The sequence below is a fragment of the Chloroflexota bacterium genome (assembly GCA_014360805.1).
Taxonomy (GTDB): domain Bacteria; phylum Chloroflexota; class Anaerolineae; order DTLA01; family DTLA01; genus DTLA01.
The window spans coordinates 1-13,753 of record JACIWU010000078.1; the positions used below are offsets into that span (position 1 = coordinate 1).

General features: G+C 66.6%; 10 protein-coding genes and 2 tRNA genes. 4 read left to right on the forward strand and 8 right to left on the reverse strand.

Translation table 11 applies throughout. From position 1 onward, the window contains the following. The 3 genes from H5T65_11665 to H5T65_11675 form a co-directional block, all read right to left on the reverse strand. A partial coding sequence (locus H5T65_11665) for a hypothetical protein (protein MBC7259893.1) occupies positions 1 to 190 on the reverse strand: 190 nt, incomplete at its 3' end. Positions 191 to 201: 11 nt separating this feature from the next. Beyond that, the gene (locus tag H5T65_11670) at positions 202 to 1,425 is read right to left on the reverse strand and encodes a hypothetical protein (GenBank protein ID MBC7259894.1); all 1,224 of its coding nucleotides are present in this window, start codon (positions 1,423 to 1,425) and stop codon (positions 202 to 204) included. Positions 1,426 to 1,659: 234 nt separating this feature from the next. Beyond that, complete coding sequence (locus H5T65_11675; protein ID MBC7259895.1) at positions 1,660 to 3,933, reverse strand: glycosyltransferase family 39 protein; 2,274 nt, start codon at positions 3,931 to 3,933, stop codon at positions 1,660 to 1,662. Between the two features lie 913 nt (positions 3,934 to 4,846). Between H5T65_11675 and H5T65_11680 the strand changes: the two genes are divergently transcribed. The 4 genes from H5T65_11680 to H5T65_11695 all read left to right on the forward strand — a co-directional run bounded on the left by H5T65_11680 (position 4,847) and on the right by H5T65_11695 (position 8,662). Then, positions 4,847 to 5,962 (forward strand): GNAT family N-acetyltransferase, encoded by a 1,116-nt coding sequence (locus H5T65_11680; GenBank protein MBC7259896.1) that lies wholly within the window; start codon positions 4,847 to 4,849, stop codon positions 5,960 to 5,962. 74 nt (positions 5,963 to 6,036) lie between these two features. After that, on the forward strand, positions 6,037 to 7,365 hold the full coding sequence (locus tag H5T65_11685; GenBank protein MBC7259897.1) for an amidohydrolase: 1,329 nt from the start codon (positions 6,037 to 6,039) through the stop codon (positions 7,363 to 7,365). 113 nt (positions 7,366 to 7,478) lie between these two features. Beyond that, complete coding sequence (locus H5T65_11690; protein ID MBC7259898.1) at positions 7,479 to 8,114, forward strand: transaldolase; 636 nt, start codon at positions 7,479 to 7,481, stop codon at positions 8,112 to 8,114. A gap of 20 nt (positions 8,115 to 8,134) precedes the next feature. Continuing rightward, positions 8,135 to 8,662 carry a DUF4416 family protein gene (locus H5T65_11695; GenBank protein ID MBC7259899.1) on the forward strand — a complete coding sequence of 176 codons (528 nt, stop codon included), beginning with the start codon at positions 8,135 to 8,137 and terminating at the stop codon, positions 8,660 to 8,662. A 15-nt stretch (positions 8,663 to 8,677) separates the two neighbouring features. Here H5T65_11695 and H5T65_11700 read toward each other — a convergent pair whose 3' ends face one another. From H5T65_11700 to H5T65_11720, 5 genes are all read right to left on the reverse strand, one after another. Beyond that, positions 8,678 to 9,895, reverse strand: a complete 1,218-nt coding sequence (locus H5T65_11700) for a FecR domain-containing protein (GenBank protein MBC7259900.1) — start codon at positions 9,893 to 9,895, stop codon at positions 8,678 to 8,680. Then, entirely contained in the window at positions 9,896 to 10,174 is a 279-nt protein-coding gene (locus H5T65_11705) for an acylphosphatase (protein ID MBC7259901.1), read from the reverse strand. Positions 10,175 to 10,331: 157 nt separating this feature from the next. Beyond that, the gene (locus tag H5T65_11710) at positions 10,332 to 13,115 is read right to left on the reverse strand and encodes a leucine--tRNA ligase (protein MBC7259902.1); all 2,784 of its coding nucleotides are present in this window, start codon (positions 13,113 to 13,115) and stop codon (positions 10,332 to 10,334) included. A 135-nt stretch (positions 13,116 to 13,250) separates the two neighbouring features. Continuing rightward, positions 13,251 to 13,322: transfer RNA gene (locus tag H5T65_11715), tRNA-Ala, on the reverse strand. A gap of 192 nt (positions 13,323 to 13,514) precedes the next feature. Next, a tRNA-Ala gene (locus tag H5T65_11720) sits at positions 13,515 to 13,590 on the reverse strand. Between the last annotated feature and the right edge of the window lie 163 nt (positions 13,591 to 13,753).

Sequence of the window (13,753 nt, forward strand, 5' to 3'; positions counted from 1 at the left end):
GGGGCAGCACGGTCGTCATCACCTTGTACACCACCAGGGGCAACGCATAGGCCACCAGATACGCGTCGGCCTCCGCGCCGGCGCCGAAGTAATTGGCGATCAGCACCTCGCGCAGGAACGCGACGCCAATGGCCGCCGCGTTGAAAATCATCTGTATAACCGATGCCTTGAGGATGCCCCTCTTCGTCAAGCGGCCCCCTGTCAACCGGCGTGTTGGGGTCGGAGCGACTCGGCCACCAGCGCGGCCAGAATCCCGATGACCACGCCCCCCGCCAGCGCGAGGGCCATCACCAGCGTGGGCTTCGGCCAGACCGGCTCCGATGGCACCGCCGCCAGCCCGACCACCTTCACTTCAGGCTCCTCCAGCGCGGCCTGCACCTTCTCCTCGTCCAACTTGCGCGACACCGACTCATACGTGTCCCTGGCCACATCCCGGGCGAGCACCAGGCGGTCGTACTCGTTGCGCTGCGCTTCCAACTGCTGCTGGATGCGCGCGATCTCGGCCGGCAGCGCGTCCGCTTCCTGCAACGCATCTCGCTTCCGCGTGTCCAGCGCCGCGGCAAATTGCTCCAGATAGCCGCTGAGTTCCGACGCCGACATGGAAGCCAGCGCGTCGCTCGGCACGCTGAACTGCAGTTGCAGCGGCATTTCCTGCCGCGGACTGACGGCCAGCGCCTCCATGAGCAGCGTCTGGAACTGGCCGGCCACAGCGGAGGCGTCCGCAGGCTGGGCCTTGAGCCGACTCTGGAGCGCGCGCGCATCCGCCGCCAGCATCCCCAGCCTATCGGCCAGGGCCAACCTGTCGGCCAGGGCGGTGGACGCCGCCTCCAGTTGTTTCTCCAGCGCGGTAATCTGACTGCGAGCCTGGAACTCGGCCAGGGCCTGCTCGGCCTTCAGCAGCGCGGCGTGCGCCGTGGCGACCTGCCCTTCCAGCGCCGCGATATTCGGCGCGGCCGAACTGAACACCGCGTTCAGTTGCTCCGCGTACAGCCGCGCCCACGTGTTGGCCAGGTCCGCCGCGTGTTGCGGAGTGCCGTCCTTCCCCGTGAACTGGATCACCCCGCTGTCGGCTTTGACCTTCATCCGCTTCTCCAACTCCGTCAGGTCCATGCGCCAGCCGAGTTCCTGGAGGACGCGGCTCTCCAGGCCCTCGTTTGTGGCCAGCGACGCGTAGGCGTTGGCGGCCACAACGCCCAGGGGCAGCGTGCCGCCGCTCGCGGCGGACAGGGATCGCAGTCGCTCGTCAAAGTCCAGGATGTACCGCGGCCTGGCAACGGCCACGGTGGCGGTGGCCTGGTACTCGGGGGGCCAGAGAAGCGCGATCAGCCCTCCGGCGACCACGGCCACGACGGTGATGATGACGATGATTCGCCACTGGCGGGCCATCGCCTGGAAAAAGGTGCGAAGGTCTAATTCCTCGTCCATCGGTGCGTCCTTTCTGCTTCGGATCAGATAAGGCAGACAGGGAGCGCCGGATGCGCCCGGAATCCACTCCCTGCGCGCGCTAGTTTACCCAATAGGCGCGCCGATGTCAATCGCACTCCGCAGACGGCTGGGTTCTATTCTGTGTTGGCGAGCAAGTTGCGACGCACTTCCGGAAGTGCGTCGCAACTGGGCCCATGCCACGACCAGCAGAGTCTAGAACCGAGTCCCGCTATCTCACGGCAGCGCGAGCACGATGATGTCATCCTTGAGCCTTCGGCCATACGGGTCAAACGCCAGCAGCCGCTCCTGCGTATCGGGATCGTACACGCCCAGGTGAACCCGATACGTGCGCGACGCGGCACCATTGGGCAAGCGGATGGCGATCACATCGTCCACGATTTCCCCAACGTCCCAGAGGCTCGTCGGATATGCCCCGTTCCGTGGCTGGCGGTCCACCTGCCAGACCGTAGTCCCCGCAGCGTCCACCACGTGGATGAACGCGATGTAGTCCTTGTCCATCGGCGCGAGCGCCTGCCACGTCAGGTGCAGCGAAATGGTGTGCCCGTCGGAGTCCGCCTGGGCCTGCCGTGCGACCAAGGCGATCCTCTCGCCCAGGACATACTCGGCGCCGGTCTCGGTCGGCCCGATGGTCATCCCCGCCGCCATCTTGAACGGCCGCAGGCGGAACTGAAGGCCCAGGAACCGGCCTTGCGGATCCGTGGCGGCTAGCGGCGCATCGCTTGCGGCATCTAGCACCGTGAGGGCAACCACGCCCATCCCCGGAGACGGCATGTCGTCGCCTATCCGAATGCGGTACGTATCCCGCAGCACCTGGCCAGGCTTCCATAAAGAGGTCGCGTAGTTCCCCCAGCCCGGGTACAGTTCCGCCGTCCCGTGAGCGTGGCCCTCCGCGTCCAGAATCTCCCAGCGCAGCGTGTAGTTGCGCTCCATCTGGACGAGGCCGCGCCAGTACACGCGAATCTCCAGCACGTCCCCCGGCGCGTAGCGGCCCCGATTCCCGTACTCGTATCCCAGCAGTTCCATCTGATCGCCAAAGCGCACATATACGGGATTTGGCAGGTTCACCACCTGCTCGGCGGGGATGACCGGCGGCGGGGCGTACACGGGGGCGATGTAGAGGAACGGCACGGCCACGGCGACCACCGCCAGCGCTCCGCCCAGCAGCCGGGGCAGGCGATCCCGCCACACAGGCGAGAGCCAGTGCCCAATGCCCGCCGCGACGAAAACCGCCAGCGGCGGGAGAATGGCAAGCACCACGCGCCCGCGCAGGAGTTCCGTGCCCTTGTACAGGAGCAAGTAGATTGGGGGGGCCAGGACGCAGGCCACGGTCAGTGCAAGCCAGCCCGCGTGCCGCACCTTCGGCTCCCCGCGCCGCACCAGCCACCCGATGCACCCCACCGCGCCGACGCCGAGCAGCGCGGCGAAGAGCGCATAGACCCACCACGCGGCGGGCACGTTCCCCCACCCGAACGAGGCGGTGAACGTGAGGAATCCGTACCGCAGCGCGCCCCACAGGCTCACGGGCCTCAGGCGTATAACCAAATCCGCGGGATCGGTCCAAATCAAGCCCAGCGACTTGAGCACCCGCTGGTAGCGGAGCACCGGCGAGCCTACCGACGCCAGGTTTCGCAGGTACCACCACCCGCCGAGGCCCAGAGCCAGAGCGACCATGCCCCCCGTGAGCGCCCAGAATCGCCCTAGCCGTTCCCGCCTGCGAACGGTTTTGATGCCCAGCGCGAGGATCACAAGCGGGAACAACGCCAGCAGCCCCAACGCCGTCAATTTGGACAGCATGGCCGCGCCGAGCGCCAGCGCCAACTCCACAATGTGGGCATAGCGCGGCGGCCATGAATCCAGAGTCTTCACCAGCGCCAGCAATACCCATGCGGCGCAGCACACCACGAGCACATCGTTGGTGATGACGCTGCCCACGAACAGCAGTTGCGGCCAGAAGGCGACAATGGCAGCCGCCGTGAGCGCCAGCCAGCGGCACCCCGCAGAGACAACGGCGGCCATGCGGTAGGTCAGCCAGACGGTGAGGGTGGCCAGCAGCACCGACACCAGCCGCGCCAGATGAGCCGACAGCACCCACCCCCGGTAGGGGAACGCTTCTTCCGGCGTGTGGACGGCCATGTTCAACCCGCCGACGCCGGTGCCCGTGCGCGCGTAGGGGTTCACGTCGGGCGGCGTCCAGTCGCGGGCGTCCACCGCGGCGATGGCCAATGCGCCTAACACGTAGTACAGCGGTGGCTGCTGCGACTCATCAAACTCCACGCCCAGCGACTGGCCCGGCGCGGGCAAGCGCCTCTCCTGGGCGATGTAGCGCATGACGGCATAGTGCCCCCACTCGTCGTGCGCCTCCCACAGGGGCACCACCACGCTGTACACGACGCCCAGGGCGAACCGAATCGCCAGGAGCGCCAGCACTGCCTTGTCCGCGTGCCGCAGCCGCTCTCGGCCGCGCTCCAGGAACCGCCGCACAGTCATACCGCCACCCTGGAATGGAGTGCTCGCATTATAATCCCTAGCCCCCGACACGGCAAAGCGCCCCCGAAGATGGACGCGGGTTCCCTCTTCGGTGGTAACCAGGGCAGGTTTCCATACCTGCCCCGCTGTTGGAACCGCGAATCCACGCGAATGAGGTAACGGCAATCCACGAATAACACGAATGCGCACGAATGGGAAATAGACTTCAAGGGTCTGGGCCCCCGCGCGCATGCCAACCTCACCTCGTCAGGGGAGGCCGAAGGCCGGGGGTGAGGTGCGCCCGCGTCCCGCCCGACGCTGAAGCATCGGGCTGAACGAGCCAAGCCCTGCGGGCCAGGGGCGGATTCGCGTCCATTCCCGTGGATTCGCGGTTCCTTGCTGCCCGACGCTGAAGCATCGGGCTAAACGAACGAAGCCCTGCGGGCTATCCTCAGCCCCGGAGGGGCTTCGCTCCTTGAGCGCAGGGGCTTTAGCCCCGCGACATACGCGGCTGCGTTTTCGCGGCTTTCGCGCCCTTTCGTACCCTTCGCGATCCGAACGTCCCTCACCCTTGCCCTCTCCCGGCAGGAGAGGGGACAACGCCCCGCGCACGCCTGCCCCCTTCTCGCCCCGCCTGCGGGGAGAGAAGGGGGGCCAGGGGGATGTGAGGGGTACCCCCCCCCGCGGCCGTGCCTTTCGTGGCTTTCGCGCCGTTTCGTGTCCTTCGCGATCCAAATGCCCCATCAGCGCAAGAGGGCGGCGGGCGCGGCAAATCCGTAGTTCTCCGCGTGCTCGGCGTCCTCGGCGATGAAATCTGGCGCCCGCAGTCCCCTCGCCCACCAGCAGAGGGCTGGCGCGAGATGGCCCCCGACGCCATGTTGGACACTTCCCCTCGCCCTTGCTATAATGCGCGTACGCCACGCAGGAGGACCGTATGCAAGTCGTCCCGGCCACGACAAAGGCCCAGGTTCGCGATTTTGCCCTCCTTCCCTACACGCTCTATCGCCATGACCCCACCTGGATTCCGCCGCTGCGGAGCGAGCAACTGCGCCTGTTCGCGCCTGAGACCAACCCCCTGCTCCGCCACTGCGACTACGCGCTGTTCCTGCTCCGCGACGCGGGGCGCACTGTCGGGCGCGTGGCCGCGTTCGTAGATCACCTCGCCGTGGACTACTGGCGCAAGAACATCGGCTTCTTCGGTTCCTACGAGTGCGTGGACGACGCGGCCGCTTCGCGCCTGCTCTTAGATACGGCGCGCGACTGGCTCCGCGCCCGCGGGATAGAGATCATGCGCGGCCCCATCAGTTTCGCCTCGCAGGAATGGGGGTTCGTGGTGCACGGCTACGAGCACCCGCCCACCATCATGGCCCCGTACAACCCGCCGTACTACAACGCGCACGCCGAAGCCTACGGCTTGCGCAAGGCCAAAGACCTGCTGGTGTACGAGGCCGACGTGTCCAGAGGCTACACCATCCCCGAGCGGTACCTACGCCTGATGGATGCCGTAGCCGAGCGACACGGCGTAACGCTCCGCCCGCTGAACATGAAGCGCTACCGCCAGGACGCGCAGATTATCATGGACCTGTCCAACATCTCCATTGCCGACAATTGGGGGTACTATCCCGTAACCGAGGCCGAGGCCAAGCAGATGGCCCGCGACCTGAAGCAGATCGTCCACCCCGAGGCGGTGCTCATCGCCGAGGCGGAGGGCCGTCCCATCGGGTTCGCCATGACCCTGCCCGACGTCAACGTTCTGCTGCGCGGCCTCAACGGGCGACTGTTCCCGTTCGGGTTCATCAAACTCCTGTGGGGCTTGCCGCGTCTGCGCCAATATCGCTTTTTCGCGCTGGGCGTCCACCCCGACTACCACGGGCTGGGCATTGACTCGCTGCTGTACGCCCGCACCTGGCAGGCGCTGGCGCACAAGAACGTGCGTGTGGAGATTGACTACGTGCTGGAGGACAACGTCCCGATGAACAACGCCCTCAAGCGGCTGGGCGTTACCCATATCAAGACGTATCGGGTGTACGAAACAGCCATTAGCCAATAGCCTATAGCCCCTGGCTCCTGGCTGTTGGCTAACGGCTAACGGCCAAGGGCTAATGGCTCATTGTGGAGGACACCATGCCCAACATTCTCATCCGTTCTTTGGACATCCTCACGCTGGACGACAGGGGGACCGTGCTCACCGACGCGGACATCGCCGTCAGCGGCAGCCGCATCGTGGCGGTGGGCGATGTGCCCGCAGACTTCCGCCCCGACGAGGTGGTGGACGGGCGCGGCAAAGTGGCCGTTCCCGGATTCTTCAACGCGCACACGCACGCCCCCATGACCCTGGTGCGCGGCTGGGCCGAGGACCTGCCGCTGGACCGCTGGTTCAACGAAAAGATATGGGTGGCCGAGTCGGCGCTGGAAGAGGAAGACGTCCGCTGGGGGGCGTATCTGGCCGCCGCCGAGATGATCCGCTCGGGCACGGTGGGCTTCGCCGACCACTACTTCTGGATGGACCGCGTCGCCGAGGTGGTGGAAGAGGCGGGCCTGAAGGCGACGCTGGCGTGGTGCGTCTTCGGGCTGGGCGCGGCTCAGGAAATCGGCGGCACAACGCTCGCCCGCACCGTAGAGTTCGTGCGGCGCTGGCAGGGCGCAGCCGACGGCCGCATCCGCACCGTCTTGGGGCCCCATTCGCCCTACGTCTGCGCGCCCGAGTTCCTGGCCCAGGTCGCCGAGACCGCGGCGGAACTGGGCGTCGGCTGCCACATCCACGCCGCCGAGTCGCAGGCGCAGGTAGAGGCTTCGCTGGCCCGCCACGGCGCCACGCCCATCGGCCACCTGGCGCGCCTGGGCATCCTGGACCGCCCCGCCATCGTGGCCCACGCCATCTATGTGGGGCCGGGCGACCTGGAGACCCTGGCCGAGAAGCGGGCCACTGTGGTGCAGTGCCCCAACTGCCACATGAAACTGGGCATGGGCACGACGCGCGTCCCCGACCTGCTGGCGGCAGGGGTCAATGTGGCGCTGGGCACCGACGGCACCGCCAGCAACAACAACCTGGACATGCTGGAGGAGGCGCGGCTGGCGGCCCTGGCGCAAAAGCACGACCGCCGCGATCCCGAAGTCCTGGCGGGGGACCTGCCGCTGCGACTGGCGACGCAGGCGGGGGCGCGGGCCATGGGCTTCTCCGACAGCGGCGTCATCGCGCCGGGCCGCCCCGCCGACATCGTGCTGTGGGACTTCAACCGCCCGCACCTGCGCCCGCGGCACAACCTGGTCGCCAACCTGCTCCATGCGGCGCGCGCGGGCGACGTTACCGATGTCATGGTGGACGGGCGCTGGCTCCTGCGCGGCGGCGAACTCCAGACGCTGGACGAGGAGCGCATCCTGTGGGAAGCCGAACGCCGCGCCTTCCGCATGGTGGGGAGTGAACTCAAGCAGGTGCGGGCGTATCGCCTGTAGCCCATAGCCGATGGCCTTGGCGGCATTCGGCCCCATGAATGCCGTCGGTTACGCCAAAGGCGAGCGGCTGAAGGCGATTTGCGCTATCCGAACACAAAACATGAGGAGGCAACATGGCGCTGTTCCTGGATTCGGCCATCGTGGACGAGGCACGGCGGGCCTGGGAGTTGGGATTCGTCGTCGGCGTAACCACGAACCCTGCGCTGGTGGCCAGGGCCGGCAGGCCGGCGCTGCAAATCATCCGCGACCTGGCGGGCATCGGCGACTGGCAGGTGTTCCATCAACTCACCGGGCGCACCCGCGAGCAACTCCTGGACGAGGCGCGCCGCGCCGTGGAGGTCGCGCCCGATCAGGTCGTCCTGAAGATCATGATGTCGCTGCCCAACCTGGAACTCGTGGCCCGATACGACGCATTCCGTTGGGCCGTTACGGGCATCGGCACCGCTGCCCAGGGGCTGCTGGCGCTGGAGGCGGGCGCCGACTACGTGATTCCTTACGTGAACCGCATCGCGCGAAGCGGCGGCGACGGCGTGCGGGTGGTGGCCGAGATCGCCGCGCTGTTGGAGACTGTTGGAGACCCAGGCGACATCCTCGCCGCCAGCCTCAAGTCGCCGCAAGAGGTGGTGGATGTCCTGCTGGCCGGAGCCAACCACGTTACGCTCCCGTGGCCGCTGCTGGAGGAGATGGCCCGCAGCGGGATCACCGACGCCGCCGATGAGGATTTCCGCAAGGCGGCGGGGCTAGCATAACGCACGGCGGAGGCGACGCCATGGGCACCGCGAAGCTGCCCAAACCGGTCAAACTCATCGCCAGCATCTTCAGCGCCGACCCCGCGCAGATTGACCGCGCCCAGGCTGCGCTGGAGGCGCGCTTCGGGCCGGTGGATTTTCGGTCCGAACTGCTGCCTTTTGACCACACGGATTTCTACACGCCCGAATTCGGCGTGGGGCTGGTGCGGCGCATCGTCGCCTTTGAGCGGCTTGTGGATCCCGCGGACCTGCCCGACATCAAACTGGCCACCAATGCGCTGGAGGCCGAGATGTCCGTCGGCGGAAAGCGCACCGTGAACGTGGACCCGGGCTACGTGAGTGAGGGAAAACTGGTCCTGGCGAGCACCAAGGACCACCGGCACCGCATCTACCTGAGCAAGGGCATCTACGGCGAGATCACGCTGCACTACCACCGGGGCGGGTTCCAGGCGTGGGAGTGGACGTATCCGGACTACGCGAGCGCCCGCTACCGCGAGATTTTCGCCCAGATTCGCGCGCGGTACAGAGAGCAGTTGGCGAGAATGTAGCCTTGCGGCGCGCCACTACTCCGCCACCAGGCCCACCTCGGTCACCATGCTCTGGTAGTTCCACCCCGAAGCGTACACCCGCAGCGACGTGATCCACGCGGGTTTGGCGTCGGCCAGTTCCTCCATCAGGTTGCCCGACTCAAAGGGATACCACGTGTCATGGGGCACCTGGATGCCGTAGTACAGAATCGGCAGGTTGTCGGGGTTGCGGTAGTAGAACCCGCGCACCCAATGCTGGGCGTTGCCGTACACGTCCACGTAGTCCAGGCGCACCATGACGGGGAATTCGCTGCTCTGGAGGCCGCCGCCCGACAGGCTTTGGTAAAGGATGCGCACATCCATGCGCAGTTTCAGCGACACGAAATCGCGGGCGTCCTTGTCAATCTTCTGGATGAGGAAGACGGCGTTGTGCTCGCCCTCGCGGCCCATGCGGGCAAACCGAGCCGCCTGGCGTCCGCCCGCCTGGACGACTTCCACCGTCCCGGCCTGCACGTCCTCGGAAAGGCGTTCGGTGTCGACCTGCCAGCCGACGGACAGCGGCTGCGAGAAGTCGCCGTTGACGACCAAGTCGCGGATGGCGGCCACGGGCGGTGTCGGGGGTTGGCCCAGCCGCAGCGTCGTGCGCTGTCGGGCCTGCACCTGGGTGTCCACGCCGCCGCCGCGCACCATCGCCGAGCCGTAGCGCACCGAGACATCGGTCTGTTCGTTTCCCACCTCCACCAGGATGCTGGCGTCGCTGAAGACGATGACCCCCTGGGGCGTGCGCACCTCCACGCGGAGGGGGAATCGGCCCGACGGCGCAGCGGCAATCCGAGCCGTCCCCGACTTCACCGCCAACACGATGCGATCCGAGGCCTTGCTGGACGCGAATCGGGGCGAGCGCACCTCCACCAACTCCACGCGGGTGTTGGCGAACAGTTGCACGGTGCTCAGCACGACCTGTTCCCCAGGGTTCTCGTAGAACGTGAGGATTCCTTGCGAGGTGCGGTCGGTCTGAATCTGGGCGCCCTCAGCGATGTCATCGCGGCGGCCGGTAACGGCAAGGCTGGTGTTGAAGCCCGGGTACTCCACGACGATGGTGGGGACGATGGCTTCCAGCGAGGCCAGGCGGGGCACCAGCGCCCGGTTCACGTAGGCCTTGACGCCCAGGGGCACGCCCATGACCAGGGCCAGGAACGTCAGGAACGCGCTGATGAGCACGAACCAGGCCAGCCGTTCAGGGTTTTTCCTCATCTAGAATCGCACTCCGAATCCCCGGAATTCGCCGGTGGCGTCGCCCCATTGGACTTCCACATGGCTCACGCGGGCGCTCCTTGGCCCTTCACGCAGGATGTCCAGGAACGTTTCCAGCGCCATGCGGTCGCCTTCGGCCAGCACCTCCACCGTCCCGTCCCAGGCGTTGCGCACATAGCCCCGCACGCCCAGGCGCTGCGCCCGATCCCTGGCGAACGCCCGGAATCCCACGCCCTGCACATCACCGTAAATCTTCACGAACATGCGCACCGGAGTCATGGCCCCTCTCCACGCGCAAAAGCCTGGCCCCATTATACCCGCGTTGGCGCTGGAAGCAAACCCATCGGATTGTCCCGCCTCATGGTTCGGCCGCACAAAGACACCAAGGCACGAAGAAAAACCCTCGTGTCTTTGCGCCTTTGTGTGAGGTATCGCCCTATTTTGCCACGATGCTGACCAGCCGCCCGGGCGCGTAGATGACCTTCAGGATTTGCTTGCCGGCGGTGTGGCGCTGCACGCCCTCGGCGGCGAGGGCGGCCTGGCGCACGTCCTCTTCCGTCGCGTCCGCCGACACGGTGATGCGGTCGCGCACCTTGCCGTTGACCTGCACCGCCAGGGTGATCATCTCCTCGCGGGCGATCTCCGCATCCCATTCGGGCCACGGTTGCTGGTGCACGCTGTAGGGCTGGCCGATGCGCTCCCACAGTTCCTCGGCGATGTGCGGGCACGCGGGCGCCAGCAGCAGCACCATGGTGCGAATCGCCTCGTTCCACGCCTCGGATCCGTACAGCGGCGTCTCCTTCGCCTTGACCAGCGCGTTCAGGAACTCCATCAGGTTCGCGACGTAGGTGTTGAAGGCCAGCGCCTCCATGTCTTCCGTGGCGCGGCGGATGGTCTGGTGCGTCTTGCGACGCAGGGCGCGCATGTCGGACTCCGTCGGCTGTCCCGTGGCGGCGCGGGCCGGCGGCGTCAGCACGCAGTCCCACACGCGGTACAAGAAGCGCGACACGCCCTCAATCCCCTGGCTATCCCATGGGCCGCCCTGTTCCCAGCGGTATCCGAACATCAGGTAGGCGCGGACCGTGTCGGCCCCGTATTTCGCCACCTGCTCGTCGGGCGACACCACATTGCCGCGGCTTTTGGACATCTTCTCGCGATCCTCGCCCAGGATCATACCCTGGTTGCGCAGGCGCAACATGGGCTCGTCAAAGTTCACTAGCCCCATGTCGCGCATGACCTTTGTGAAGAAGCGCGTGTAGATGAGGTGCATGGTCGCGTGCTCAATCCCGCCCGTGTACAGGTCCACCGGCAGCCAATATTCGCCCTCCCTGGGGTCAAACGGCTGGTCGCCCTCGTAGTACGGGCTGAGGTAGGCGTACTGGTACCACGACGAGCACAGGAACGTATCCATGGTGTCGGTCTCGCGCTCGGCGGGGCCGCCGCACTTGGGGCACGTGGTGTAGCGGAAGCCGGCGTGGTACTTCAGCGGGCTTTCGCCGGTGGGCAGAAACTCGGCATCCTCTGGCAGGAGCACCGGCAGGTCCTCGTAGGGCACCGGCACCGTCCCGCACTTCGGGCAGTAGATGATGGGGATGGGCGCGCCCCAGTACCGCTGGCGGCTGATGAGCCAGTCGCGCAGTTTGTACTTGACGGCGTACTTGCCGATGCCTTGCTCCTCAAGCCAGGCGGTAACTTTCTGGATGGCTTCGTCCCCTGGCGTGCCGGTGAACGGCCCGGAGTTGATCATCGTCCCGTACTCGGCGTGGAACAGGATGTCGCGGTAGAACTCCTCCTGCCACAACATCTCCATAACGGTGCGCGCCGCGGCGGATGTGGAATCCAACGCCTGGCAGCGGGCCAGAATCTCGCGGTCGGCCTCCACCGAGTCCAACTCGCGCACGCCGTCGGCGAAGACGAAGGCCCATTGCGCGCCGACGACTTCCACCCACGCGCCAGGGCGCACGTAGCGCCGCGCCAGGGCGATGTACGCCTCTGCCTGCGCCGCGCCCTGCAGGGCTACGCGCCACGAGTCGGCCGCCTCCTCGTAGGCGATGCCCGCGGCGGCCAGCGCATCAGCGAACCCCTCGCCCACGGCGTCGCGCCGCACCCGCGACTTGGCCTTGCCATCGGTGCGGTCAATGACCGGAATGATGGGCAGGCCGAACTTCAGCGCGAACTGGAAGTCGCGCTCGTCGTGCGAAGGCACCCCCATGATGGCCCCCGTGCCATAGGTCATCATCACGTAGTCGGCGATCCAGATGGGGATGCGCGCGCCGTTGACCGGATTCACTGCGTAGGCGCCGATGAACACGCCGGTCTTCTCCTTTTCCGTGGACAGGCGCGCCACCTCGGTCTGGCGGCTGGCCTCGGCCACGTAGGCGTCCACGGCGGGGCGGAACTCCGGCGGCGTCAACTTGGCCACCAGCGGGTGCTCGGGGGCCAGCACCATGAACGTGGCCCCCCACAGCGTGTCGGGGCGTGTCGTGAACACCACAATCGGGTCGCCCTGCTCGCTGCGGAAGGTTACCTCGGCGCCCTCGCTCCGCCCGATCCAGTTGGTCTGCATCACCCGCACCCGTTCGGGCCAGTCAATCTTGGAGAAGTCCAGCAGTTCGTCGGCATAGGCCGTAGTGCGGAAGAACCACTGATTCAGTTCCTTGCGGATGACGGGCGTGCCGCACCGCTCGCAGTGGCGGTCCTCGCCCCACACCTGCTCGCGGGCCAGCGTCGTATTGCACGTGGGGCAGAAGTCCACCGGCGCGAAGGCGCGATACGCCATGCCTCGCTCGTAGAACTTCAGGAAGAACCACTGCGTCCACTTGTAGTAGCCAGGGAGGCACGAGATGGCCTCGCGCTCCCAGTCAAACATGGCGCCCATGCTCTTCAGTTGGCGGCGCATCTTCTCTATGTTCGCCATGGTCCACTTGAACGGGTGGATGCCGTGCTTGATGGCGGCGTTTTCGGCGGGCAGGCCGAAGGCGTCAAACCCCATGGGGAACAGGACATTGTACCCGCGCATGCGCATGTAGCGCGCGTGGGCGTCCGACGGCGCCATGGCGTACCAGTGGCCGATGTGCAGGTCGCCCGACGGATAGGGGAGCATCGTCAGGGCGTAGTGTTTCGGGCGCGTGGGGTCCACCGTGGACCGGTACAGGTGGTCCTGTTCCCACCGCGCCTGCCATTTGGGTTCAATCGCTTGCGGGATGTACTTGTCTGCCATCGCTGCTCTCCTGTTGCCGAATCTGCGCGAAACCTGCGCCCTTGCCGGATAAACAACAACTCCCCCGCCCAGGGACGGAGGAGTTGTTCCGCGGTACCACCCTGCTTGGCCAGGGGTGCAAGGACACGGTGAAGGTGGAGCTGAGGGGACTTGAACCCCTGACCCCTTGTCTGCCAGACAAGTGCTCTCCCACTGAGCTACAGCCCCGTGCGCTCCTGGCCCACTCTACGGCGGGTAACGTCCGCCAGTCGTCGGCGACTACTGGGTTTCGCCGCCGCGGCTCCCAGGCGAGTTCGGCCCACGCGCTCCCTGTCGGCGCGGTGGCGGGCTTGCACCCGATGCCCGCCTCTCTGCAGGGATGGCCTACTACTCCTGTTCAGCGCCTTTGAAGTATGCGGTTGGTGGAGCTGAGGGGATTCGAACCCCTGGCCTCATCAGTGCGATTGATGCGCTCTCCCAGCTGAGCTACAGCCCCATCGCAGGCGTAGTATATGCGAAGCGGGCGGGATTGTCAATTCGGGTTGCGCGGCGACTCGGTTCAAGGCGTGTTGCGCGATTCGCGGTTGCCATTCCCCAGGTGCGACGCACTTTGGGAAGTGCGTCGCACCTGCGCCTTCCATTCGCGTGGATTCGTGTTA

Bases quoted from the DNA above. Each gene is read 5' to 3' on its own strand.
- H5T65_11670 (MBC7259894.1), bottom strand. From the start codon at position 1,425: ATGGACGAGGAATTAGACCTTCGCACCTTTTTCCAGGCGATGGCCCGC.
- H5T65_11675 (MBC7259895.1), bottom strand. From the start codon at position 3,933: ATGACTGTGCGGCGGTTCCTGGAGCGCGGCCGAGAGCGGCTGCGGCAC.
- H5T65_11680 (MBC7259896.1), top strand. From the start codon at position 4,847: ATGCAAGTCGTCCCGGCCACGACAAAGGCCCAGGTTCGCGATTTTGCC.
- H5T65_11685 (MBC7259897.1), top strand. From the start codon at position 6,037: ATGCCCAACATTCTCATCCGTTCTTTGGACATCCTCACGCTGGACGAC.
- H5T65_11690 (MBC7259898.1), top strand. From the start codon at position 7,479: ATGGCGCTGTTCCTGGATTCGGCCATCGTGGACGAGGCACGGCGGGCC.
- H5T65_11695 (MBC7259899.1), top strand. From the start codon at position 8,135: ATGGGCACCGCGAAGCTGCCCAAACCGGTCAAACTCATCGCCAGCATC.
- H5T65_11700 (MBC7259900.1), bottom strand. From the start codon at position 9,895: ATGAGGAAAAACCCTGAACGGCTGGCCTGGTTCGTGCTCATCAGCGCG.
- H5T65_11705 (MBC7259901.1), bottom strand. From the start codon at position 10,174: ATGACTCCGGTGCGCATGTTCGTGAAGATTTACGGTGATGTGCAGGGC.
- H5T65_11710 (MBC7259902.1), bottom strand. From the start codon at position 13,115: ATGGCAGACAAGTACATCCCGCAAGCGATTGAACCCAAATGGCAGGCG.